This window comes from Stenotrophomonas sp. YAU14A_MKIMI4_1 (assembly GCF_003086855.1).
GTDB lineage: Bacteria > Pseudomonadota > Gammaproteobacteria > Xanthomonadales > Xanthomonadaceae > Stenotrophomonas.
Window position 1 is genome coordinate 3,935,569 of the sequence record NZ_CP025998.1, and the last position, 24,577, is coordinate 3,960,145.

General features: G+C 69.0%; 22 protein-coding genes. 11 read left to right on the forward strand and 11 right to left on the reverse strand.

The annotated features are described in order from the left end of the window. Positions 1 to 207 precede the first annotated feature (207 nt). The gene (locus tag C1931_RS17775; RefSeq protein ID WP_108757272.1) at positions 208 to 1,266 is read right to left on the reverse strand and encodes a CDP-glycerol glycerophosphotransferase family protein; all 1,059 of its coding nucleotides are present in this window, start codon (positions 1,264 to 1,266) and stop codon (positions 208 to 210) included. Between C1931_RS17775 and C1931_RS17780 the strand changes: the two genes are divergently transcribed. Beyond that, positions 1,265 to 2,071: a glycosyltransferase family 2 protein gene (locus C1931_RS17780; RefSeq protein ID WP_108757273.1), complete on the forward strand. Its 807-nt coding sequence runs from the start codon at positions 1,265 to 1,267 to the stop codon at positions 2,069 to 2,071. The genes C1931_RS17775 and C1931_RS17780 overlap by 2 nt on opposite strands. Positions 2,072 to 2,092: 21 nt before the next feature. Here the strand turns inward: C1931_RS17780 and C1931_RS17785 are convergent, their stop codons facing one another. From C1931_RS17785 to def, 5 genes are all read right to left on the reverse strand, one after another. Continuing rightward, on the reverse strand, positions 2,093 to 3,268 hold the full coding sequence (locus C1931_RS17785) for an O-antigen ligase family protein (protein ID WP_108757803.1): 1,176 nt from the start codon (positions 3,266 to 3,268) through the stop codon (positions 2,093 to 2,095). 232 nt (positions 3,269 to 3,500) lie between these two features. After that, a complete protein-coding gene (locus C1931_RS17790) occupies positions 3,501 to 5,213 on the reverse strand; it encodes a glycosyltransferase family 39 protein (RefSeq protein ID WP_108757274.1) in 1,713 nt (570 codons plus the stop codon). 22 nt (positions 5,214 to 5,235) lie between these two features. After that, on the reverse strand, positions 5,236 to 6,567 hold the full coding sequence (gene rsmB / locus C1931_RS17795; RefSeq protein ID WP_108757275.1) for a 16S rRNA (cytosine(967)-C(5))-methyltransferase RsmB: 1,332 nt from the start codon (positions 6,565 to 6,567) through the stop codon (positions 5,236 to 5,238). A gap of 3 nt (positions 6,568 to 6,570) precedes the next feature. Continuing rightward, on the reverse strand, positions 6,571 to 7,494 hold the full coding sequence (gene fmt / locus C1931_RS17800; protein WP_108757276.1) for a methionyl-tRNA formyltransferase: 924 nt from the start codon (positions 7,492 to 7,494) through the stop codon (positions 6,571 to 6,573). Positions 7,495 to 7,615: 121 nt separating this feature from the next. Beyond that, positions 7,616 to 8,128, reverse strand: coding sequence for a peptide deformylase (def, locus tag C1931_RS17805; protein ID WP_108754282.1), 513 nt, complete (start codon positions 8,126 to 8,128; stop codon positions 7,616 to 7,618). 129 nt (positions 8,129 to 8,257) lie between these two features. On the opposite strand from def, the gene C1931_RS17810 reads away from it, so the two are divergent. The 9 genes from C1931_RS17810 (at position 8,258) to C1931_RS17850 (ending at position 17,933) form a co-directional block, all read left to right on the forward strand. Continuing rightward, a complete protein-coding gene (locus C1931_RS17810; RefSeq protein WP_108757277.1) occupies positions 8,258 to 9,385 on the forward strand; it encodes a LysM peptidoglycan-binding domain-containing protein in 1,128 nt (375 codons plus the stop codon). Positions 9,386 to 9,474: 89 nt separating this feature from the next. Continuing rightward, positions 9,475 to 10,596: a DNA-processing protein DprA gene (gene dprA / locus C1931_RS17815; protein ID WP_234412843.1), complete on the forward strand. Its 1,122-nt coding sequence runs from the start codon at positions 9,475 to 9,477 to the stop codon at positions 10,594 to 10,596. A gap of 43 nt (positions 10,597 to 10,639) precedes the next feature. After that, positions 10,640 to 11,113 (forward strand): DUF494 family protein, encoded by a 474-nt coding sequence (locus tag C1931_RS17820; RefSeq protein ID WP_108750316.1) that lies wholly within the window; start codon positions 10,640 to 10,642, stop codon positions 11,111 to 11,113. Between the two features lie 40 nt (positions 11,114 to 11,153). Beyond that, the gene (locus C1931_RS17825; RefSeq protein WP_108757279.1) at positions 11,154 to 11,909 is read left to right on the forward strand and encodes a GYF domain-containing protein; all 756 of its coding nucleotides are present in this window, start codon (positions 11,154 to 11,156) and stop codon (positions 11,907 to 11,909) included. 47 nt (positions 11,910 to 11,956) lie between these two features. After that, entirely contained in the window at positions 11,957 to 12,886 is a 930-nt protein-coding gene (locus tag C1931_RS17830) for an RDD family protein (protein WP_108757280.1), read from the forward strand. A 215-nt stretch (positions 12,887 to 13,101) separates the two neighbouring features. Next, a complete protein-coding gene (locus tag C1931_RS17835; RefSeq protein WP_108757281.1) occupies positions 13,102 to 15,564 on the forward strand; it encodes a DNA topoisomerase I in 2,463 nt (820 codons plus the stop codon). Between the two features lie 150 nt (positions 15,565 to 15,714). After that, entirely contained in the window at positions 15,715 to 16,305 is a 591-nt protein-coding gene (locus C1931_RS17840; RefSeq protein WP_108754287.1) for a Sua5/YciO/YrdC/YwlC family protein, read from the forward strand. Positions 16,306 to 16,348: 43 nt separating this feature from the next. Next, on the forward strand, positions 16,349 to 17,044 hold the full coding sequence (locus C1931_RS17845) for a hypothetical protein (protein WP_108757282.1): 696 nt from the start codon (positions 16,349 to 16,351) through the stop codon (positions 17,042 to 17,044). A gap of 151 nt (positions 17,045 to 17,195) precedes the next feature. Beyond that, a complete protein-coding gene (locus C1931_RS17850; RefSeq protein ID WP_108757283.1) occupies positions 17,196 to 17,933 on the forward strand; it encodes a hypothetical protein in 738 nt (245 codons plus the stop codon). A gap of 79 nt (positions 17,934 to 18,012) precedes the next feature. Here C1931_RS17850 and C1931_RS17855 read toward each other — a convergent pair whose 3' ends face one another. Continuing rightward, a complete protein-coding gene (locus C1931_RS17855) occupies positions 18,013 to 18,789 on the reverse strand; it encodes an SDR family oxidoreductase (protein WP_108757284.1) in 777 nt (258 codons plus the stop codon). A gap of 109 nt (positions 18,790 to 18,898) precedes the next feature. On the opposite strand from C1931_RS17855, the gene C1931_RS17860 reads away from it, so the two are divergent. Then, entirely contained in the window at positions 18,899 to 19,105 is a 207-nt protein-coding gene (locus C1931_RS17860) for a hypothetical protein (RefSeq protein WP_108750309.1), read from the forward strand. Between the two features lie 115 nt (positions 19,106 to 19,220). On the opposite strand, the gene sppA is transcribed toward C1931_RS17860, so the two are convergent. The 4 genes from sppA to C1931_RS17880 all read right to left on the reverse strand — a co-directional run bounded on the left by sppA (position 19,221) and on the right by C1931_RS17880 (position 24,433). Next, positions 19,221 to 21,143 (reverse strand): signal peptide peptidase SppA, encoded by a 1,923-nt coding sequence (gene sppA, locus C1931_RS17865; RefSeq protein WP_108757285.1) that lies wholly within the window; start codon positions 21,141 to 21,143, stop codon positions 19,221 to 19,223. Between the two features lie 115 nt (positions 21,144 to 21,258). Next, complete coding sequence (locus C1931_RS17870) at positions 21,259 to 22,623, reverse strand: MATE family efflux transporter (RefSeq protein WP_108757286.1); 1,365 nt, start codon at positions 22,621 to 22,623, stop codon at positions 21,259 to 21,261. A 252-nt stretch (positions 22,624 to 22,875) separates the two neighbouring features. Then, positions 22,876 to 23,439, reverse strand: a complete 564-nt coding sequence (locus C1931_RS17875; RefSeq protein ID WP_108757287.1) for a DUF3106 domain-containing protein — start codon at positions 23,437 to 23,439, stop codon at positions 22,876 to 22,878. Then, complete coding sequence (locus C1931_RS17880) at positions 23,432 to 24,433, reverse strand: hypothetical protein (protein ID WP_108757288.1); 1,002 nt, start codon at positions 24,431 to 24,433, stop codon at positions 23,432 to 23,434. Before C1931_RS17880 ends, C1931_RS17875 begins: the two co-directional genes overlap by 8 nt. Between the last annotated feature and the right edge of the window lie 144 nt (positions 24,434 to 24,577).

Consider the following 24,577-nt stretch of genomic DNA (forward strand, 5'->3'; position numbering starts at 1 on the left):
CGACGGTAGAGTCGACCGTTGGTCGACTATCGCGCGCAGCGCGGGGTTTTCCTCGGCTGATGGAAGAGCAGTCGACCAGGCGGGGTCGGATCCCTTTCCGCAGGAAAGGGCTCTGACCCCAGACACACACCATCCACGCATGGCGTGGATCTACTGACGGGCGCGTGGCAACCCAACGATCGACGCTACCCGATCGCCCACCCCCCGTCAGCGCTGCGCCGGGCCCCAGTAGCCCAGGTCCTTGCGGATCTGCAGATCGCGCAGCCAGGTGCCGAACGGCTTGCGCCGCAGCGCGCCCATTTCGCCGGCCAGGAAATCCTCGGTGGCGGTGATCACCCGCTCGCTGGAACGGCCATCGCGATAAGGGTGGATGGCATCGGCATAGCGCACGATTTCCGCCGTCAGCGCCGCATCGGGATGCAGCGCGCGCTGCAGCATGGCCGGCAGCAGTTCGGGCGCATCGAAGTCGATCATGTGCGGCTTCGGCACCCGGTTGCGGAAGGTCACCACCGGCTTGTGCTGCACGATGAACTCCGAAACGATCGACGAGGTGTCCGACACCAGCACGTCGGCGGCACGCTGCGCGGCCATCACCTGCTCGGGCTCGATGAAGCGCGCATTGGCGCCGGCCAGCGCGCGGTACTGCTCGAACAGCTCCGGTGGGCACTTGGGGTGCAGGGTCAGCAGCCAGTAGCGATCACCGGCGGCGATGTCGGCGGCAATCTGCGCATGCAGGTGCGGGGCCGCGCTCAGGCGCTCGGTGAAGGTGGAACCAAACAGCACCACCGGGCGTCCGTCCGCCGGCGCACGCAGCGCCGCGCTTTCACCGCCATCGTCGCGGAACAACGGGTCCAGCTTCGGCCAGCCGGTCTCGGCCACCGCGAAATGCCCCTGCTGTTCGGCAATCTGCCGGAACGGTGCGGTGGTGGCCGGGCCCTGGGTGCAGTACAGATCGAACATGCCGCGCACCCGGAAGTGGCCGCGCGCACTGTCGCGCTTTTCCACGTTGAAGCCATGGAACAGCTGTACCTTGGCCCCGGACAGGAAGGTCGGCACCCAGTTGGCCGCGCTGAACACCGCGCGCGGGCGCAACGCCAGGGCCTGCTTCAGGCCCACCGTGGGCACCCCGGGAAGCTGGCTGCCAGCGGCGCCCCCCTCGAACCAGGCACTGACCTGCTGGCCCGAGGCGTGCAACGCCTGCGCCAACGGGGCGAGAATAGGCAGCGCATAGCGCTCCGTCGCAAACAACAGGTACCCGGCCATCATGTCCTCCACGACCGCTCCCATCGAACGGCCTCGCATCTCGGCGTGCATTATCGCGTTCAACGAGGCCGGCCGCATCGGCGACTGCCTTTCCTCGCTGGCCTTCTGCGATGAGATCGTGGTGGTGGACTCGTATTCGACCGATGCCACCGTGGCCATCGCCGAGGCCGCCGACGCCCGCGTGCTGCAGCGGCGGTTCGACGGCTTCCGCAGCCAGAAGGCCTTCTGCGTGGCGCAGGCGCAGCACGACTGGGTGCTGTGCCTGGACGCCGACGAGCGCATCAGCCCGGAACTGCGCACGGCCATCGAAACGGCACGCGACGGCGGCTTCAGTGGCCACGCCGGCTACCGCTTCGCGCGGCTTTCCGAGTATTTCGGCAAGTTCCTGCGCCATGGCAATGCCTACCCGGACCGGGTGCTGCGCCTGTTCGACCGCCGCCACGGCGGCTGGCGCGGCAAGCGCGAGATCCACGAAGCGGCCAGCGTGGACGGCAGCGTCGGCACCCTGCGTGGCGACCTGATCCACTACCCGTACCGGTCCCTGCAGCAGCAGCTGGCCAAGACCGAAAAGTACGCGCGGATGATGGCCGAGCACGAGTTCGCGCGCGGCAAGCGGGCTACCCTGGGCAAGCTGGTGCTGGCGCCGGCCTGGCGGTTCTGGCGGGGCTTCGTGTTCCGCGGCGGCTTCCGCGATGGCTGGCATGGCCTGGTGTACGCCTACGTGCGCGCCAACTATGTGCGGCAGAAGACCATCATGCTGTGGATGCTGGGCAACGGCCAGGCCGTGGCCGACCCGCCGACCGATTGATCCGCCGGGTGTGGCCCGGCGCTACCGTCCGATGGCCGCCCGGTGCCGCGCGCCTTCCACCATGGAAAGGCCGGCCAGCAGGCCGACGATGGTCACGTAGAAGCTGGCCGTCATCTGGTGGGCGAACATCGACTGGGTCAGGCCGCACAGCACATAGGCCACCACGATCATGATGCCAGCGGCCGCCGGCCCGCGGAACGTGGCGCGACCACTGCGCCGGTGCAGGCGCACGAACACCCACAGGGGCACGCCGTACACCGCCAGCAGCAGCAACAGCCCCGGCAGCCCCTGGGTCGCGGTCCATTCGGCCAGGTCGTTATGCGCATGGCCCAGGTGGCAGCGCAGTTCGCCCGGATCGGTGCGGCAGACCGGCAGGCGCTGCATGGCCGTATCGAACTGGCCGATGCCCACCCCGGTGAACGGGTGGTCCTTGAAGGTTTCCCAGGCCACCTGCAGGCGCTCCACCCGGGCACCGGCCGACGAATCGGCGTCACCCTTCTCCAGCCGCTGCACGTCACTGTGCAGTTCGGTCAGGCGCAGCTGATGGCGCAGTTCGGGTACCGACAGCATCAGCGTGGCGCCCAGCGCCAGCATCACCCCCAGCACCGACAACCGCGCCGTGCCCGTGCGCCAGCGCAGACTGAGCGCCAGCACCACCAGCAGCGCCAGCAGCGCGGCGAACACCCCGCGGCTGCCGGTCAGCACGATGGTGCCGCAGCCGGCCGCCATGCCCACGATCACCAGCGACCAGCGCCGTGAGGGACGGCAGAACACCAGCAGCACCATCAGCATGGCCACGATGTCGGCCAGCACGATGGCATTGGTTGAAAGTTCAGCGCGGGGCGCCCCCTGCAGCACCTGCACCAGAGCCAGCACGAAGGTGCCCAGCAACCCGGCCAGGGCGCCACGCCACAGCCAGCGCATGTCCGGCCGCAGTGCGCATACCCAGAGCACCAGCCAGGGAATGACCAGGAAGCGCGAGCGGTTGTCGACATCGCGCAGGCCCTGCTGGAACAGCAGGATCGAGAACACGCCCAGCGCCACCACCGCCAGCATCAGCACGGTCAGCACTTTCAGGGTGGTCGGTTCGATGCGCCGGGCCCGCCACAGCAGTTCCGGGGCCAGCAGGGTGCTGACCAGCAACAGCACGCCATAGCCCAGCAGGTTGCTGGGCAGGGTGAGCACCAGCGCCGGCATGCAGAACAGGCCAACCTGGGCCAGCCAATGGGCCACGCCGTGGCGGCCCCCGGCGGGAGCTGCCAGCAGGGTGCTGGCCCGCGCGTCTTGGTTGTCTGGTGAAGCTGCCACGTTCAGAGCGATCACTGCGTTCCTGCGGAAGTTCAAGAGGCGTGGCCAGGCCACCCCCGCCCGTATCTTTTACTGTGTTTGCAGCCTGCTGGGCAGTCTGGACACACCAGACTGCGAACGCCTACTCATCATCCTGCATCTGCCGTTCACGTTCGCGCTCGGCGGCATTGGACACACAGCGCCCCTGCACTGCCGTGGCCGGCACCAACCACCAACGCCGGCGGTTGGCGATACCGGCCAATTCGGCCTGGTTGCGGTCGATGCAGGGCAGCAGGGCATCTTCCAGCACCAGCAGCCAGCGTCGTTCCGGCGCCAGCTGCTGCCAGCGCACGCCGGCCACCAGCTGTTCATCCCAGTGCACCTTGAAGCCGAACGTCGCCGCCGGGCGGTCGGCCATCAGCAGGTTCTGTTCCTTCCACGCCACCAGGCCCAGCTCGGCCTTCGGGCCGATGCGCTGGCCGGCGGCCTGCATCAGCCCCCGCGCCGAACTGGAATCGTTCAACAGCGGGTAGCCCACCAGGCTGTACAGCACCCAGATCACGGTGAGCGTGGAGACCAGCGCCATGTGCCAGCGGCGGCGCCCGAACAGCAGCAGGCTGGCCACGGCCCAGCCACCCATGGCCAGAGCGGCCCAGGCCAATTGGTTCATCACCCCCGGCGCCATGCCGCGCGCCTGTTGCAGCCGCACTTCGAAGCTGGGCTCGCCCATCAGCGCGGCCAGGCCGCCGCCCAGCGTGGCCACGGCCAGCAGCAGGGTGAAAGCGCCCAGCAGCCACTGCACGTCGCGCCGGCGCAGCAGGCCGGGCAGCAGCGGCGCCAGGGCCAGGCAGAACATCGGCAGCGACGGCAGGATGTAGACATCGCGCTTGCCGTTGGGAATGGAGAAGAACAGCACGATCAACGCCCACCAGCCCAGCAGCAGCAGGTACCGCGCATCGCGCCGCTGCAGGCGTCGGCGCCATGCCGGAATCGCCCACGGCACCAGCAGGAACGCCGGGATCCACATCGACGGCATGGTGCCCAGGAAGTACCACCAGGGCTGGTGATGGTCCCAGGACTGCGCGTAGCGCTTGGCCGTCTGCCGGAACAGGATGTCGTTCATGTACGCCTGGTACTCGCCCGACTTGGTCGCCAGCGCGGTCAGCACCATCGGCAGCAGCCACAACGCCACCGCCAGCGCGAATGCCAGCGGCGCCAGCCAGAACCGCACGTCGCGCACATGCAGGCGCACCCGCGGCCAGTGCAGCGCCGAGGCGATGGCCGCCGGCACGATCATCAGCAGGGCGATCACCCCCACGCCCTTGGTGATCACCCCGATGCCGGCGAAGAACCAGCCCAGCCACCACCAGCGCCACGCTGGGCCCAGCAGCAGGTGGCGCAGCAGGCCGTAATTGGCCAGGGTGATGAACAGCACCACCAGCGGGTCGATCTGCGCCTTCTTCGATTGGAAGGTGAACTGCAGCGCGAACAGCAGCGCCCAGCCGGCGTACAGGCCCACGCGCCGCGTCCACAGCCGGCGGCCCAGGTCGACCACGCACCACAGCGTGCCCAGCGCGGCGATCAGCGAGGGCAGCAGGAACGCCACCCGCCAGTTGCCGATCACGCTGTACAGGGTGGCCTGCCACCACATCAGCATGGGCGGCTTGTCCGAATACAGCTCCAGGCCGCGGTGCGGGAACAGCCAGTCGCCGCTTTCCACCATCTGCTTGGCCACCAGGGCAAAGCGCGGTTCGTCCGAAGGCCACGGGTCGCGCAGGCCCAGGCCGGCGCCCAGCACCAGCAGGGCCATCACTACGAACAGCCACGTCTCGCGTGATGCGCGGGTTTTCAGCATGGGAACTCGGCGATTGAAAAGGTCAGGCTGTTTTTAGCAGACGCGCGTAGAAAAATCCGTCAGCATCATCGCTGCCGGGCAGTCGCTGGCGGGCAATGCCCTCACAATCCAGCCCGAAAGCGTCACCCAGCGGCGCGGCCTGCGCGTCCGGATGCCACTTCAGGAAGGCCCGCACCTGGTCCACGTTCTCGGCCCGCAGGATCGAGCAGGTGGCGTACAGCAGCACGCCGCCAGGGCGCAGCATCGACCAGCAGGCTTCCAGCAGGCGCGCCTGCACCCCCACCAGCGCCTCGATGTCCTCGGCCCGGCGGTGGAACATCACGTCCGGCTGGCGGCGGATCACACCGGTGGCCGAGCACGGGGCATCCAGCAGGATGGCGTCGAACAGCGTGCCATCCCACCAGGCGGCGGTATCGCTGGCGTCGGCCACCTGGGTCTGCGCGCCCTCGCCTACCCCGGTGCGGGCGTAGGTGTCGCGCGCGCGCGCCAGGCGCCGGGCATCGATGTCCAGCGCCAGCAGGCGCAGGCTGGGGTCGCGTTCCAGCAGGTGGGCGGACTTTCCGCCAGGCGCCGCGCAGGCGTCGAGCACCCGTGCCCCCGGCGGCGGCGCCAGTGCGTCGGCGGCGCATTGCGCCGACAGGTCCTGCACCGACAGCGCGCCGTCGGCAAACCCCGGCAGCTGGTTCACCGGCACCGGCGCGGCCAGGCGCAGGGCATCGCTGCACAGGGCGCTGGGTTCGGCGGCAATGCCGGCCTCGGCCAGCGCGGCCAGTGCCTTGTCACGCCCGCCCTGCTGGCGGTTGGCGCGCAGCCACAGCGGCGCCGGCTGCAGGCTGGCGTCGAAGATGGCGCCGGCCTGTTTCGGCCAGTCGCGCTCGATGGCCTGTGCCAGCCAGTCCGGGAACGCATCGCGGGCCGGCTGCTGCGGGAAGCCCTCGCGCTGGGCACGGCGCAGGATGGCGTTGACCAGCCCGGCCTGGCGCTCGCGGCCCAGTGCGCGCGCGGCGTCCACCGTGGCCGACAGTGCGGCATGGGCCGGCAGTTCCAGCACGTCCAGCTGGGCAAAGCCCACCATCAGCAGCGTGCGCAGATCGGCATCGCGTGCCGACAGCGGCTTCTGCATCCAGCCCTGCAGCGCGGCATCGTAGGTGCTGCGACGGCGCAGCACGGCAAAGCACAGGGCTTCCAGCAGGGCGCGGTCGCGGGTGTCGGCCAGCTTGGGCAGTGCCCAGGCCAGCTCGGCCTTCAGCGAACGGCCGCGGGTGAACACCTGCGCCAGCACGCGCGCTGCCAGCATGCGGGTGGCCGCGCCCGGGGCGGCCTTGGCCACCGAAAAATCGTTCTGCTTGCCCACCCGTTACACCCCTGCGCGCAGATCGCGGCGCGCGTTGAGGTAATCGGCGGCGGTGATCGCCTTGCCGCCCTCGCGCTGCAGTACGCGCAGGCGCAGCGCGCCCTGGCCGCAGGCGATGTCGATGCCTTCACGGCCCGCCGCCAGCACGGTGCCGGGGGCCTGGCCATGGGCCAGGTCCAGCGCCACCGCGCCGTGGATGCGCACGCGCTCGCCGGCCAGCGTGGCCTCGGCAATCGGCCACGGGTTGAAGGCCCGCACGGTACGCGCCAGCACGTCGGCCGGCTGCGCCCAGTCCAGCTTGGCCTCGGCCTTGTCCAGCTTGTGCGCGTAGGTCACGCCCTGTTCCGGCTGCGGCCGCGCCACCGGCTTGATGCCGGCACGCAGCAGGCCCAGACCGTCGGACAGCACCTGTGCGCCCAGCTCGGCCAGCTTGTCGTGCAGCTGGCCGCCGGTATCGGTGGCGGCGATCGGCAGTTCCTGGTGCAGCAGCACCGGGCCGGTATCCAGGCCAGCTTCCATCTGCATCAGGCACACGCCGGTGCTGGCATCGCCGGCCTGGATCGCGCGTTGGATCGGCGCGGCGCCGCGCCAGCGCGGCAGCAGCGAGGCATGCACGTTCCAGCAGCCGTGCGTCGGAATGGTCAGCACCGCCTTGGGCAGGATCAGGCCATAGGCCACCACCACCATCAGGTCCGGCTGCAGATCGCGCAGCTGCTGCTGGGCCGCCTCATCCTTCAGGGTTTCCGGCTGGTACACCGGAATGCCACGGGCCACCGCCTCCAGCTTCACCGGCGACGGTGCCAGGCCACGGCCGCGGCCGGCCGGGCGGTCCGGCTGGGTGTAGACCGCCACGACTTCATGGTGGCGGGCAGCGGCGCGCAGCGACGACACTGCGAATTCCGGCGTACCGGCAAAGACAATCCTCATGGCGACCCCACTTGCAGGATGATTTCATGCAGAAAAAAGAACGGCGCCCATATCCGGCGCCGTGCGGCCCGCGCGCAGTGCGCAGGCGCGGGCCGGCGCAGCGGCCGGCCCGGCGTGGCGATCACGCCACGTGCTTGCGCTGCTTGGCCAGCTTCTTGCGCACCATCTCGCGCTTCAGCGGCGACAGATAGTCGATGAACAGTTTGCCGTCCAGGTGGTCCATCTCGTGCTGCACGCAGACCGCCAGCAGGCCGTCGGTGGTCAGCTCCTGCGGCTGGCCCTGGCGGTCCAGGAACTTCACGGTGATGCTGTCGGCACGGGTGACGTCGGCGAAGATGCCCGGCACCGACAGGCAGCCTTCCTGGTACACCTGGCCCCCGTCCTTGGCGACGATTTCCGGGTTGATGAACACCCGCGGTTCGTTCTTCTCTTCGCTCACGTCGATGACCATGAAGCGCTTGTGCACGTCCACCTGGCTGGCGGCCAGGCCGATGCCGGGGGCTTCGTACATGGTCTGGAACATGTTGTCGATCAGTTCCTGGAAGGCCGGCGTGGTGACCTCGGTGGCCTCGATCAGGGCCGCCTTGGTGCGCAGGCGCGGGTCGGGGAACTCAAGAATGGGGAGCAGTGCCATGGCAGTTTCCGGGTTGGGGGCCGGGGCAACGCCGGCATACGTCGCAGATTCTATCTGCAACGCTTGCCTTGCGCCCCGGTTTCTGGACTATAGTGCGCCAACCTGTTGGGGAATCAGGGCTTCGCACCTATGTTGCTTCGTTTTCGTACGGTCGTCGCCGCGGCGATGCTGACCGTGGCTGCCTATGCTACCGCCGTTGAAGTGAATGGCGGGCACCCGGACACCTATGTGGTCCGCAAAGGGGACACGCTGTGGGACATTGCAGGCAAATTCCTGCAGAAGCCCTGGCTCTGGCCCGAGATCTGGCAAGCCAATCCGCAGATCGCCAACCCGCACCTGATCTATCCGGGTGACGTGCTCAGCCTGGCCTACCTGGACCGCGTGACGGCCAAGCCCGGCCCGCGCCAGGAAGCGCCCGTGACCGGCGTACCGCTGGCCCAGGTCGAGCCGTTCCTGAAGCAGCTCAGCGTGGTGGACAGCATTGAGGGCCTGCCCTACGTGGTCGGCCTGGAAGACAACCGCCTGCGTGCCACCGGCGGCCAGACCGCCTATGTCCGCCTGGCCGACGCCCAGCCGGGCCAGCGCTGGGCCGTGGTCCGCCCGACCGTGCGCTACGCCCAGCCCAAGCCCACCGAGGACCTGACCGCCAACGGCGACGTGACCCCGGGCAGCGGCAACCTGTGGAAGGCCTTCAACGCGCCCAACCACCGCCGCGGCGTGCTCGGCTATGAACTGGCGCAGGTTGGCCTGGGCACCATCACCCAGGTGGCCGGCGAAAAGACCGAAGCCTCCACCCTGGTGCTGGACAGCAACGCCAACGGCCGCGAAGTGCGTGCCGGCGACCGCCTGGTACCGGTGGAAGCGCAGCCGTACGACCTGCAGTTCTTCCCGCATGTGCCGGCGGCCAGCGTGGAAGGCGTGGACGTGCGCGTGCTGGCGGTCACCGACATGTTCGATGCCGGCGGCCCGCGTGATGTCATCGCCATTTCCGCCGGCAAGGCACAGGGCGTGGACAACGGCACGGTGTTCTCGCTGTGGCGCCAGGGCAGCCATGTGGCCCACCGTATGAAGTACCCGACCTCCTCGCGCATGGACGATTCGCGCAGCACCGGCGCTGGCCGGGTCACCCTGCCGGACGAGTACGCCGCCCATGCCATGGTGTTCCGCACCTTCGACAACGTCAGCTATGCGCTGGTGATGCAGGGCGTGAAGCCGGTGAAGGTGGGCTACAGCGCGCTGCACCCGGACGCGAAGTAAGGGCATACCGGGCACGCCCGGCATCCTCTGACACGCACATGCGACGGCGCCCTAGGGCGCCGTTGCTGTATCTGGCCGATAGTCGGCCGATGGATGAAACCCTCGCGTTGTTGACCCTGGTGCTGGCCGAAGGGCCGCTGGCGCCGCGCCGCGCGTTGCTGCGCAGCGCCGGAACCGCCCGTGCCGCGCTGGCGCTGGGCGTTGCCGGCTGGCGCGCCCATGGCTGCACGCCCGCCCAGTGCGCCGCGCTGCAGGGCCCGGATGCGCGTTCGCTGGCCACCGCCCAGCACTGGCTGCAGGCACCCGACCACCAACTGCTGGCCTGCACCGACCCGGCCCTGCCGCCGTTGCTGCAGGACCTGCCGAACCCGCCACTGGCGCTGTTCGTGGCCGGTGACCCCAGCCTGGCCTGGCGGCCCTCGGTGGCGGTGGTCGGCAGCCGCTCGCCCACGCCCGGCGGGCGCGCACTGGCGGCGCGGTTCGCGCGCTGTTTCGCCGAGGCCGGGCTGGCCGTCAGCAGCGGCCTGGCGGCGGGCATCGACGCAGCCGCCCACACCGCGGCGCTGGATGCCCGCGGCTGCACCGTGGCGGTGATCGCCACCGGGCCGGACCTGGCCTATCCACCCGGCAACGCCCGGCTGCAGGCCCGCATTGCCGTCGAAGGCGTGGTCCTGAGCGAATACCCACCCGGCATGCCTGCCCGGCCCGGGCAGTTCCCGGCGCGCAACCGGCTGGTGGCCGGGCTGGCCCTGGCCACGGTGGTGGTCGAGGCGGCGCAGCGCTCGGGCGCGCTGATCACCGCGCGGCTGGCAGCCGAGGCCGGGCGCGAGGTCTGCGCGGTGCCCGGTTCGGTGCTGAACCCGCGCGCGGCCGGCTGCCACCGGCTGATCCGCGACGGCGCCGCCCTGGTCGAGCGCCCCGAGGAGGTGCTGGAGCTGCTGGCCCCGGCCCTGCGCCAGCAACTGCCGCACTTGCAAAGCCGGCTGGCGGCCCCCACTGAACAGGCAGTCTCGACAGCCTTGCCGGCGCACTGGGCCGGTGACCGCAACTACCAGACCTTGTGGCGCGCGCTGGACCACGACCCAATCAGTATGGATTCATTGATCACGCGCTGTGGATTGACGGCGCCGGAGGTGTCCTCCATGCTGCTGGCCATGGAACTGGCGGGAATCGTGGTGTGCGTACACGGCCGCTACTGTCGAACTCCCTAGTTTCTTCACCTCCACAGCGTCGCCCGACGCAGGCCGAGGGGCAATGAAAGAGAGCATCCTGGACGTACTGCTGTACCTGTTTGAACACTATTTCAGCGAAGATGCTGACCTGATCCGTGATCGCGACTCGCTGCAGAATGGCCTGATACAGGCCGGTTTCAGCCCTACCGAGATCAACAAGGCGTTCGACTGGCTCGACGCGTTGGCCGCCCAGCGGCCCAGCGTGGCGCAGGCCCGGGTCGATGGCCCCGTGCGCATCTACCACGGCCCCGAGCTGGACAAACTGGACGTGGAATGTCGCGGTTTCCTGCTTTATCTGGAACAACACGGCATCCTCGATGCCGACCAGCGCGAGCTGGTGCTGGACCGTGCCATGGCCCTGGACCAGGACGAACTGGACCTGGATGACCTGAAATGGGTGGTGCTGATGGTGCTGTTCAACCAGCCCGGCGCCGAGGCGGCCTACGCCTGGATGGAAACGCAGATGTTCGTGGACGAGCCAGAACCGCTGCACTGACCGTACACTTGGGGGCCGTGCGCATTCAGGAGCGTCCCCCGTGAGTGAGTGGTTCCATGCAGAAGGCAATCGCCAGCAAGGCCCGTTGCCTGCGGAACAGTTGATCGCGCTGTTCCGCAGCAACCAGATCAACCTGGACACCCTGGTGTGGCGCGACGGCTTGCCGCAATGGCAGCCGCTGCGCAGCGTGGTCGATGAGCTGGGCCTGATCGTGCCGGCGATGGATGCACCGGCATCGGTCGAACCGCCGCCGCCGCCGGCACCGCCAGCACCGCCCGAAGTCCCACTGCCGCCTACCCTGCCACCGGCCACGCCCTACGCGGCCGCTCCGGCCATGGCCGCACCGCCGCCGAAGAAGGGCCTTTCCGGCTGCGCCATCACCGCCATCATCGGCGGCGGCCTGCTGCTGATCCTGGTGCCGATCTGCGCCATCCTGGCCGCGATCGCACTGCCGGCCTACAACGACTACACGATCAAGGCCAAGGTGGCCGGTGCGATCACCGCACTGCAGCCGCTGAAGGACCAGGTACAGCACTTCGCCGACGACGAGGGCCGCTGCCCCGGCGCCAATGATGCCGGCTTCCCCGGCGCGGGCGATTTCGCCGCGCAGGGCCTGTCGGCCGTGCATATCGGCCGTTTCAACAATGGCCACTGCGGCATTGAAGCCACGCTGTCGGTGCCGGGCAAGACCATCGATGGCGATCTGCTGTGGCAGGAATACGACCGCGACAGCGGCCGTTGGGAATGCAGCGGCGAAAGCGACGACAAGTACCTGCCCGTCGCCTGCCGCGGCTGAACGGCACAGGCCTCCACAACCAAGGACGACCCAACAGGGGACATGCAATGACCGAGTGGTACTACGCAGAAGGACAGCAGCGGCAGGGGCCGCTGCCGGTAGCCGAGATCCGCCAGCGCTTCCAGCGCGGCCAGCTGACCCTGGACACCCTGGTCTGGCGCGAGGGCATGGGCCAATGGGCCGCCCTGCGCCAGGTGGTGGACGAGCTGGGCCTGCAGACCCTGGCAGACGCCAGTACGGCCACCGCCAGTGGCGGTTTCGACCTGCGTAGCGACTACGCGGCCATCGACAACGGCACCGCGCCGCTGCCCGGCACCGGCGTACTCAGCAATTCGCCCTACGCCGCCCCCGGCGCAGGCGGTGGCGACTACAGCCAGCCGGTACAAGGCGGCGAAATCGTCTATGCCGGCTTCTGGAAGCGCTTTGCTGCCTACCTGATCGACTACTTCGTGCTGCTGATCCCCAGCTGGATCGTCGGCGCCATCCTGGGCGTGGGCATCGGCGCCGGCATGGGCGCGGCCGGCAGCGGCGGCACGGCGGCCGAAGTGACCGCGCAGCTTGTCAGCGGCCTGGCCGGCCTGGTCATTTCCCTGGCCTACTATGGCTGGTTCCACGCTTCGCGCGGCGGCGCCACCCTGGGCAAGATGGCCATCGGCATCAAGGTGGTACGCGGCAACGGCGAACGCCTGACCCTGGGCCGCAGTATCGGCCGCTACTTCGCCACCATCCTCAGCAGCCTGACCCTGATGATCGGCTACCTGATGGCCGCCTTCACCGACCGCAAGCAGGCCCTGCACGACCTGATCTGCGACACCGTGGTGGTGGACCGCTGGGCCTTCAGCGACCAGCCGCACCTGCAGCGCCACGAGCTGGGCACGGTGACCGTGGTGGTGCTGGTGATCGGCGGCCTGCTGATGCTGGCCGGCTTTGCGGTGATGATCTTCGCCATCGGCATGATCGCCAAGATGGCCGGCTGACCGGCCCTGCCCGGGCGGCCTGCAGGCGACGGTCATCACGCCGTGCTGCTTGACACCGGCCGCCCGGACATGATTCCTCTAATAAGGAAACCTGAACGCCCGGCACACTACCGGGCGTTCAGTTTATGGAATTTCCCGTGGCCGCTTCACTAATGCGGCCGTTTGCTCCACCCTAGCGGCCCCTTCCCCCGGTCCGCCCACAGACCTATCCCGACATGCCCAAGCACCTGCTCATCGTCGAATCGCCGGCCAAGGCCAAGACGATCAACAAATACCTCGGCAAGGATTACACCGTCCTGGCCTCGTATGGGCATGTGCGCGACCTGATTCCGAAGGAAGGCGCGGTCGACCCGGACAACGGGTTCGCCATGCACTACGACGTGATCGACAAGAACGAAAAGCACGTCGATGCCATCGCCAAGGCCGCCAAGGGCGCCGATGACATCCTGCTGGCGACCGACCCGGATCGCGAAGGTGAGGCGATCAGCTGGCATATTGCCGAGATCCTGAAGGAACGCGGGCTGGTCAAGGACAAGCCGATGCAGCGGGTGGTGTTCACCGAGATCACCCCGCGCGCCATCAAGGAAGCGATCAACCAGCCGCGCGCCATCGCCAGTGACCTGGTGGATGCGCAGCAGGCGCGCCGCGCGCTGGATTACCTGGTCGGTTTCAACCTGTCGCCGGTGCTGTGGCGCAAGGTGCAGCGTGGCCTGTCCGCCGGCCGCGTGCAGAGCCCGGCGCTGCGCATGATCGTCGAGCGCGAGGAAGAGATCGAAGCGTTCATCGCCCGCGAATACTGGTCCATCGGCGCCGAGTGCGCGCACCCGTCGCAGCACTTCAACGCCAAGCTGATCAAGCTGGACGGGCAGAAGTTTGAACAGTTCACCGTGACCGACGGCGACACCGCCGAGGCCGCGCGCCTGCGCATCCAGCAGGCCGCCCAGGGTGCGCTGCACGTGACCGACGTGGCCAGCAAGGAGCGCAAGCGCCGCCCGGCCCCGCCGTTCACCACCTCCACCCTGCAGCAGGAAGCCTCGCGCAAGCTCGGCTTCACCACCCGCAAGACCATGCAGGTGGCGCAGAAGCTGTATGAAGGCGTGGCCATCGGCGACGAAGGCACCGTCGGCCTGATTTCCTACATGCGTACCGACTCGGTGAACCTGTCGCAGGATGCGCTGGCCGAGATCCGCGACGTGATCGCCCGTGATTACGGCATCGCCTCGCTGCCCGACCAGCCCAACACCTACCAGACCAAGTCGAAGAACGCCCAGGAAGCGCACGAAGCGGTGCGCCCGACCTCGGCCCTGCGCACGCCGGCCCAGGTGTCGCGCTTCCTGACCGACGACGAGCGCAAGCTGTACGAGCTGATCTGGAAGCGTGCGGTGGCCTGCCAGATGATTCCGGCCACGCTCAACACCGTCAGCGTGGACCTGTCCGCCGGCAGCGAGCACGTGTTCCGCGCCAGCGGCACCACCGTGGTGGTGCCCGGCTTCCTGGCCGTCTACGAGGAAGGCAAGGACAACAAGAGCGCCGAGGACGAGGACGAAGGTCGCAAGCTGCCGGCGATGAAGCCCGGCGACCGCATCCCGCTGGAACGCATCCTGGCCGAACAGCATTTCACCCAGCCGCCGCCGCGCTACACCGAAGCGGCGCTGGTGAAGGCACTGGAAGAGTACGGCATCGGCCGTCCCTCGACCTACGCCTCGATCATCCAGACCCTGCTGTTCCGCAAGTACGTGGAAATGGAAGGCCGCAGCTTCCGCCCGTCCGATGTCGGCCGTGCCGTGTCCAAGTTCCTGTCCAGCCACTTCACCCAGTACGTGGACTACGACTTCACCGCCAAGCTTGAGGACGAGCTCGACGCCGTCTCGCGCGGCGAGGAAGAGTGGATTCCGCTGATGGCCCGCTTCTGGGAGCCGTTCAAGGAACTGGTGGAAGACAAGAAGGAATCGGTCGACCGCGCCGAGGCCAGTGGCGCGCGCGAGCTCGGCACCGACCCCAAGACCGGCAAGCCGGTGAGCGTGCGCCTGGGCCGTTTCGGGCCGTATGCAGCCATCGGCAGCACCGCCGAGGACGCCGAGGAGAAGCCCAAGTTCGCCTCGCTGCGCCCCGGCCAGTCGATGCACACCATTTCCCTGGAAGACGCGCTGGAGCTGTTCCTGATGCCGCGCGCGCTGGGTGAGGACAAGGGCGAACCGGTCAGCGTCGGCATCGGCCGCTTCGGGCCGTTCGCCAAGCGTGGCAGCACCTATGCCTCGCTGAAGAAGGAAGATGACCCGTACACCATCGACCTGGCCCGCGCCGTGTTCCTGGTGGAAGAAAAGGAAGAAATCGCACGCAACCGGATCATCAAGGAGTTCGAGGGCAGCGACATCCAGGTGCTGAACGGCCGCTTCGGCCCGTACATCAGCGACGGCAAGATGAACGGCAAGATCCCCAAGGATCGCGAGCCGGCATCGCTGACCCTGGCCGAAGTGCAGCAGCTGATGGAAGAAACCGGCAAGCCGGTGCGCAAGGGCTTCGGCGCCAAGAAGGCCGCGGCGAAGAAAGCCCCGGCCAAGAAGGCGGCGGTGAAGAAGGAAGCCGCACCGAAGAAGGCCGCTGCCAAGAAGGCCCCGGCGAAGAAGGCCCCGGCCAAGAAAGCGGCCAAGAAGGCCACCAAGAAAGCGGCAAAGTAGATCCACGCCATGCGTGGATGATGTGGCTGGATGTGCGGACCAACGGTCCGCACCCACTGTCCGTGGATGATGTGCCTGGATGTGCGGACCAGCGGTCCGCACCTACCTGGGGTGGCAGGTTCCACCCCATCTGCACGCAGCGGGGGGATAATGAACCCCCACGCCGGCCCGGTTGCCGCCATGAAAGAACTCACTCTGGACTCCGCCGTCGCCACCCTGCGTGCCGGCGGCGTGATTGCCTACCCCACCGAAGCGGTCTGGGGTCTGGGCTGCGACCCCGCGCACGAGGCGGCGGTGCATATGGTGCTGCGCCTGAAGCAGCGCCCGATCGAGAAAGGCATGATCCTGGTCGCCGCCGACCTGGCCCAGCTGCAGGGCTGGGTGCGGCTGGACGCCCTACCCGACGCACGGCAGCGCGCAGTGCTGGCCAGCTGGCCCGGCGCCAATACGTGGATCCTGCCGGCGGGGGCGCGTGCCCAGCCGTGGATCACCGGTGAACACAGTGGCATTGCCGTGCGCATCAGCGCGCACCCGCTGGTGGCCGCGCTGTGCCAGGCCTGGGGTGGCCCGCTGGTGTCCACTAGCGCCAACCTGGCCGGCGAACCGCCCGCGCGTACCCGCCAGGAGCTGGACCCGCGCCTGCTGCGCCTGCTGGACGGCGTGCTGGACGGCGAGACCGGCGGGCTGGCCCAGCCCACCCCGATCCGGGACGCACTCAGTGGCAACGTGCTGCGGTCCTGAGCCGATGATTGCAGCGGCGCCCGGCTTGGCGCACGCTGCGCACATGCACCTGCTGCGATCCATCCTTTGCCTGGCCCTGCTGCTGCCGCTGAGCGCGCCGGCAGCCGATGACGTGCGCATCTATCGCTGCGTGGGCAGCAACGGTGCTGTCGCCCTGCAGGACAAGCCGTGCAGCAGCGGCCGCCAGGAAGTGCGCGACATGCAGCGCCCCAAGGACCCGCCCGCGCGCGTTGTCAGCACCGACGCCGCGCCGCTGGAGCGCGCCGATCCCCCCGCGCTGCGTGAGCGCGAAGTGCGCCATGTGTACGTGCAGCCGCCGCAGCCGATGTACGAATGCGTGGCCGAGGATGGCAGCCGCTATACCAGCGACAGCAACGAGGGCAACCCGCGCTGGGTGACGGTGTGGGGCAACGTCTGGTATCCGCGCGGCCGGCCCGGCCCCGGCTACAGCCCGCACCCCGGCCCGCGCCCGGCCGCGGGCAACAGCATCGGTCCACCGATTGGCGGCACTGTGCCCGACCGGCGCCCGCCACCGGTCGGCTTCAGCCTGCCGGCCGGCAACGTGCTGGTGCGCGATACCTGCACGCCGTTGCCAGCGCAGGAAGTCTGTTCACGCCTGCGCGATCGGCGCTGGGAGCTGGACCGCCGCTACAACAGCGCGCTGCAGAGCGAACGCACGGCGATCACCACCGAACAGCGCGGCATTGACGCGCGCCTGGGCCGCGACTGCGGCGGCTGAAACGCCCCGCGCAGGCGCCCTACGGCCAACCAAGGTTGGCCCCTACCACGGCCTCGCCCCGTTGCCCTGCGGCCAACCAGGGTTGGCCACTGCCGTGGCCCCTGCTCTGGTAGCTGCCCACCTTGGTGGGCAGTCGCTGTACGCTGCTCGCATGAAGAAACTGTTCTGGCTGGCCCTGTGCCTGCTGCCCACCGCAGCCGCGGCCGAGGCACAGGTGATTTATCGCTGCACCGGCAGCAGCGACGTTCCGACCGTGCAGCGCGTGCCCTGCGCGGAGGGTCTGCGGCAGGAAATCGTGCGTCTTCCCGGCGCCACGCCGGCGGCGCCCACACCGCCAGCCGAGCCACCACCTTCGGCAGCGCTGCCCAGCGCACCGCCCGCGGGCGAACCTGCCCCAACGGCCACACCCACGGCGGAACCGGCACAGGCGCAGGCCGGCGAAGAACGCATCATCAGCGAAGCGCGCATGGTCGAGCGCCCCGATGACAACCTGATCCTGGACAGCGCGCAGCTGCGCCAGACACACGCGCAGGCGCAAGCCGACGGCAATGCGCCGCCGAAGCCGCCGCTGCCGCCCATCTTCCAGTGCACCGATGCCCAGGGCGGCGGTTACCTGCACGAATACGAGGCCGCACCGGGCCGTTGCGAACTGCTGCAGGTGCAGGGGCTGGGCGGGGTCACCCCGGCCAATGCGGCCAGCTGTGAAGTGGTGACCGACCGCTGCAGCGAAGTCAGTGAAGCGCAGCGCTGCGGCAGTTGGCAGCAGCGCTTCCGCAACGCACGCGGTCGCGAACGCTTCGCCACGCCGGACAACCGCGATGCCGCACGGGGCGAACGCGAGCGGCTGCAGGCCGTGCTGGCCGCGAGTGATTGCGCCGTACCTGACTGAACATCCGCCGGGCATGGCCCGGCGCTACCGGGGGTCAGAGCCCTTTCCGTTGGAAAGGGATCCGACCCCGGCGAATCCATCAGAACCCGTAGCGCAGGAAGCCGCCATCCACGGCGATGCATTCGCCGGTGACATAGCTCGATGCCGGCAGGCACAGGAAGCCCACTGCGGCGGCCACTTCTTCCGGTTCGCCAATGCGGCCCATGGGCGTGCGCGCGATCACTTCTTCGTAGTAATCGGGGTCGGACAGCGGCCCGGACGTGCGGCGCGTGCGGATGTACCACGGCGCCACCGCGTTCACCCGGATACCGTCTTCGGCCCACTCCACCGCCAGGTTGCGGGTCATCTGGTGCATGGCCGCCTTGGTCATGCCATACACAACACCGCTGCGCACGTGGGTCAGGCCGGAAACACTGCCGACGTTGACGATGGACGATGCCGCATGCCGCGCCAGCAGCGGGTGCGCATAGCGCGAGAGCTCGAAGGCGGAAAACAGGTTGGTTTCGAAGATGCCGCGCCACTCGTCTTCGGAATACTCGGTGGCCGCCTTGGTGATGTTGCCGCCGGCGTTGTTCACCAGGATGTGCAGGCCGTCGCTGTGGTCTTCCACCCAGTCCAGGATCTGCCGGCGGTCTTCGTCGTCGGACACATCGGCCGCCAGCGCATGCACCTGCATCTGCGGGTGCACATCCAGCAGTTCGTCGCGGGCGGTTTCCAGCATGTCGATGTCGCGGCCCACGATCATCAGGTCGGCGCCGAAACCGGCCAGTTCATGGGCGATGGCCAGGCCGATACCGGCGCTGGCGCCGGTGATGAGCGCGGTCTGCCCGTCCAGGCGCCATCGTTGCTGGGTCATGTGTCCTCCGGGCCGCAGCCGCTGTATTTCGATGCGCAAAGGATACGCGTCACAGCACGCGCCTGCCGACGGTGCGACACTGCGCCAACGCCTACCCTGGAGAGCCGCGATGCGTCTGCTGATTCCACTGTGCCTGTCGGCTGCGCTGCTGGCCGGTTGCCAGCGCCCTGCCCCACCCAACCCCGAAAAACCGCCGGAGCCGCAGGCGCTGGCCAAGGCCATCAACCAGCCGCTGGACCGCGCCAAGGGCGTGCAGCAGACCGTGGACGAAGGCGCCGAACGCGAGCGCCAGGCCGAGGCTGACGCGACGCGGTAATGGGTGGGGTCAGAGCCCTTTGCTGCGGGTAATGGATGGGGTCAGAGCCCTTTGCTGCGGGTAATGGATGGGGTCAGAGCCCTTTGCTGCGCAAAGGGATCTGACCCCGGTCTGCTTAGAATCCGCAGAAGCAGTAGGCCAGTGCCTTCACCGGGGCGCCGTTGCCCTTTTCGCGGGCGGCGTTTTCGACGAAGCGCAGCTGGGTGTCCACTTCCGGCATCGTGCGTGCCAGCATCATGCGCGCCATGCCCGAATCGGACAGCATCCAAGCGCCGGCGCGGCTGCCAGCGAAACCGCTGACGAACTGCGCGAACGGCGTGGCGGCCTTTTCGATGTAGCGCACGCGATACTTGTCGGCGTTGCCAAGCTTGGCGCGGCCGGCGGCATCGGCCACCGCATCCTTCAAGCCACCGAACGCATCGACCAGACCGCGTTCCTTGGCCTGGGCGCCGCTCCACACGCGGCCACGGGCCACTTCATCGATGGCTTCCACCGGCTTCTTGCGCGCTTCGGCCACACGGCCGGTGAAATCGGCATAGCCCTTGTTGATGACCGACTGGATCACCTGGCCCACGGCCGGGTCCATTTCGCGGGTGACATCGAACGCGCCGGCGAAGCGGGTGGTGCCCACGCCATCGGTGTGCACGCCGATCTTGTCCAGCGCGCGGCTGAAGTTCGGGATCATGCCGAAGATGCCGATCGACCCGGTGATGGTGGACGGGTCGGCATAGATGCGGTCGGCATTCATGCTGATCCAGTAACCACCGGACGCCGCCAGGTCGCCCATCGACACCACCACCGGCTTGCCGGCGGCCTGCAGGGCCACCACTTCGCGGCGGATCTGCTCGGAGGCGAACACTTCACCGCCGGGCGAATCCACGCGCAGCACCACGGCCTTCACGTGTTCGTCGTCGCGCGCGGCGCGCAGCAGCGCCGAGGTCGATTCGCCACCGATGCGGCCGGCCGGCAGGTCGCCGCCGCTGATTTCGCCCGAGGCCACCACCACGGCCACCTGCGGACGGCTGTCCACCGGATTGCGGCGTGCATCGAGCTGGGTCAGGTAACCGCCGAAGTCGATGCTGCGGAAGCCACCCTCGGCATCTTCATCGGCCACGCCGCGGTCGATCATCAGATCCTCGAATTCTTCGCGGGTCTTCAGCGCGGTCACCAGCTTCTGCTGCAGGGCGAACTTGGCCAGGTCGCCACCGGCGGCGGCCACGCCTTCCGGCAGGGTATCGATGCCGGCCGCCAGCTGCGCCGGGTCCAGGCGGCGTGCCTTGGCGATGTCGCCCAGGTAGCGCTGCCAGACATCGTTCATCCAGAACAGATCGGCTTCCTTGGACGCCGGCGATGCGGCGTCCAGCACGTAGGGTTCGGCGGCCGACTTGTATTCGCCCACCTTGAACAGGTGCACGTCCACGCCCAGCTTGTCCTGCAGGCCGGTGCGGAAATACTGGCGGTAGCGGCCCAGGCCTTCCAGCACGACCGAGCCCATCGGGTCCAGGTAGACCTCGTCGGCCTGCGCGGCCAGCAGGTACTGCGACTGCCCCATGCTCTGGCTGAAGGCCACTACCTGCTTGCCCGACGCACGCAGGTCCTGCAGCGCGGCGGCCACTTCACGCAGCGAGGCGAAGCCGGACGGCTGCAGCTTGTCCAGTTCCAGCACCACGCGTTCGATCTTCTTGTCGTCCTTGGCCGCTTCAATGGCCCGGATCAGATCGCGCAGCTGCACTTCCTCGGCGCTGTTGTCGCCCACGGCCTTGGCCAGCGCGCGGCTGACCGGATCGGCGCTGAACTGCTCGACCAGCCGGCCTTCCGGCGCGATCACCAGGGTGGTGCGGTCCTGCAGCGATTTGCTGGCACCGGCGCCCATGCCGGCGGCGACGATGAACATCACCACGAACAACAGCAACAGGCCGAAGAACACCAGGTTCAGGATCAGCCGGCGGGTGAAATTCATCACGTCCCACAGCCCGATGAAGAAACTGGCGACGGGGTTGCGACGTGCCGGGGGCAGCGGGGGCACGGTTTGGTTCATGGAGCGCTCCGGATGGCTTCTTGCCGTGGTAACAGCATAGCCGGTGCCGTGTGAGGCGGCATCGGACACAAGTCAGGGGATCGCCCGTCACGGTCTGCGGTGACGGGCGCGGGGATCATTCCAGGGCCGACTGGCCAATGCGCAGGCTGCTGCGGCGCAGCCGCCAGCCCATCAGGATGGCCGCGGCGGTCAGGCCGACGATCAGGCCGATCCACATGCCCTGCGGGCCCATGCCCAGGCCCAGGCCGAGCCCGGCGCCGAGCGGCATGCCCAGGCCCCAGTACGCGAACATGGCGATGAACATCGGCACGCGGGTGTCCTTCAGGCCGCGCAGCGCACCGGCCGACAGCACCTGGATGCCATCGGGGAACTGGAACGTAGCCGCGTACAGCAGCAGGGTGGATGCCAGCCCGGCCACCGCCAGATCGTTGGTATAGACGCCGACGATGGCATCGTGGCCGAACAGCAGCACCGCCGCCGACAGGGTCTGGGTGCCCATGATGATGGCGTAGCCGGCCCAGGCCGCGCGGCGCACACCGAAGCCATCGCCACGGCCCACCGCATGGCCGACGCGCACGGTGGTCGCTTCAGCCACGCCCATCGGGATCATGAAGCACAGCTGCGCCACGTTGATCGCGATCTGGTGCGCGGCCGCCTCATTGGCGCCCAGGCGACCGATCAGCAGGGCGGTGACGATGAACAGACCGCCTTCCATCAGCACGGTGATGCCGATCGGCAGGCCGGTGCGCAGCAGGTCCCAGATCGCCGCCGGGCGCGGGCCTTCGAAGTGCGAGAACAGCTGCAGGTGGGCGAAGCGCTTGGTGAACCACAGGTAGGTGGCAAAGGCGATGGCCTGCAGCCACATCATCACCGCCGAGGCGATGCCCAGCCCTTCGGCGCCCATTTCCGGGAAGCCCAGCTTGCCGTTGGCCAGCACGTAGCCCATCGGTGCGAGCACCAGCAGGCCACCGAAGCCGAGCAGCATGGTCGGCAGGGTCCAGTGCATGCCCTCGCTGAGATAGCGCATGCAGAAGTACAGGGTGAGCGCCGGCCCGCCCCAGCGCACCGCGTGCAGGAAGGCGGTGGCCCCCGGCACGATGTCCGGGGCGATGCCGAAGGCCGGCAGCAGCGGCGGCACCAGCGTCAGGAAGGCGAACATGATCAGCCCCAGGCCCAGCGCCAGCCACAGGGCCTGGCGGAACAGCGGGCCGATCTCGCGCTCGCGGCCGGCGCCGTGCAGCTGCGACACCGAGGCGGTGAGCGAGATCAGGGTGCCGATCGGAATCAGCATGGGCAGCCACAGCAGCGCGGTGCCGATGGTGACCGCCGCCAGCGTGGCGGTGGCGTGGTGGCCGGCAATGACGTTGTCGACGAAGGAGATCAGGCCGGTGGAGACATGGCCCAGCACCAACGGCAGGGCAAGCAGACCGGTCGCGCCGACTTCCTTGCTGAAGCGCGGCGTGGAGGTTGCGGTAGACATGGAAGTACAGAACGCCAACTACGGTTGCGCGCGAAGGGCACAGGCACCGGGTTGCGGGCCGCCATCTTACGGCCAAACAGCCCGGCATGGGCGCGAACGTCGGCGGGGTACGGGCGACGTGGCGGGGGCGAATGGGTACGGGCGACGGGGTAGAGTCGACCGTTGGTCGACTGCTCTTCATTCGGGCCGCGCGAAAACCCCGGCCCATTCCCCATCAGATCCCCGCCGATTCCGAGGCGACTCCCCCCGGCGCTACTGCCCGGCCTGGCGCTTCAGCCAACCGTCACGCTCGGCCGCCGGCAGGGCCAGGAATGCGCTGCGCACCGCATCGCGTTCCTGCGGCGGCGTGCGCTGCGCCACCAATGTCAATTGCGACAATTGTGCAGGGCTGAGCTGGCGCAGCACCGCCAACGCGGCCTCGCGCTGTTCCGGCGGCACGAAGCCGAACAGGCCGTGCAGCTTGGGGAACTGCTGGCCGAGCTGCGGGCCCAGCCGCCAGCCCTCGCGGAAGGCCTGGTCCTGCGCCTGGAACTGTTCGCGCAGCTGCTGTTGCTGGGCGGCCGGCAGGGCGGCAAAGCGCGAAGCGGCCACGCGGATGCGCTCACGCTCGCCTTCCGGCAGCGCGCGCCAGGCCGCGTAATCGGCCCGCCGTTGGCGCTGGGCGGCCACATCCAGATGGGCGAAGCCGGCCGGCGACGCGGCATCAACCGCACTGGCCGGCACCGCGGTGGGCGGCGGCAGGTCCAGGGCATTCGGCGCGGCGGCCGCGCACAGCGGCAGGGCCAGCAGCAGGCCGGCCAGCAGGAACTTATTCATCGGCAGCAGAGGTTTCCAGCGCGGCACCCACCGGCTCGGGGTGGGTCGGTTTGGGTTCGGATTCATCCACCGGCAGCGGACCACCGGCGGCACTCCAGGCATACAGATCGGCGTCGGCCACCAGCGGGTAGTCACGGTCGGCCAGCATCGCGGCATCTTCGGCGGCGTGGCCGTCGACCGCGGCCGATGCCTGCACGTCGGTCGGCGGCAGCGATTCCACCGTTACCGGGCCCGCTTCGCCCACCACGCCTTCCGGCAGCGGGGCATCGCTGGCCGTGCGCAGGCCCTGCCAGTGCCTCCAGCCCAGCGCGGCCGCCAACAGCACGGCCACGGTGACCAGCAGGATCAGCGGGCCGCGCCAGCGCGGGCGCGCATTCGGGCGGCGGCGCTTGCCGGCCGTCGGCGTGCGGTCGTCGCGTTCGGGCGCGCGCCAACCGGGGGTCGGGCTCTGCGTGCTGCTGCCCGGTGCGGCCGGCTGCTGCAACTGCTGCAGGCGCTTGGCCGGCAGGTCGCGGATGCGCAGCTGCACCTGCTCGGCCAGGCCGCGCCAGGCGGCGGCATCGGGCTGGCCGTTGACATCGCGCGGGCAGGCCGCGGCCAGCAGCTGCTGGTAGCCATTCTCGTCGGTGTCCAGCACCCGCGTGGCAATGGCTTCGTCCAGACTGCCGCCCACCCGCAGCAGCAGGGCCAGGCGCGGCACGGGGTCCATGTCGCCCAGCGCGGCCAGCGACGGCGGCCACTGCCCGGCGGACGGCTCACGCAGGGCCTGGCGCTGGCCCAGCAGGGTCCAGAAGCGGGTGGGCCACTGCGCCATGGGCAGGTCGCTGGCCACCGCGGCGAAAGCACGCATGACCGCCACCAGGGTCTGCTCGGCACGGGCGGGGTCGCCGCACTGCAGCTCGGCAACCACCAGCGCGCGGCGCTCGACGCCACGCAGGAACGCCGACAGCGCGCCGGCCGCGGTCGAGGAAACAGGGGCGGGCACAGCCGTCATCGGTCACTCCAAAGGTCTGCCGGCATGATAGCGGCAGGCCCTTGGCCGCCGGCAGGGCTTGCGCCCATGGGCACTTCGTGCTGCAGGTTGTGCACAGCATCAAGACCTGACTTGGGGCGACCGGCATGGAGCCGTGAATTCAGC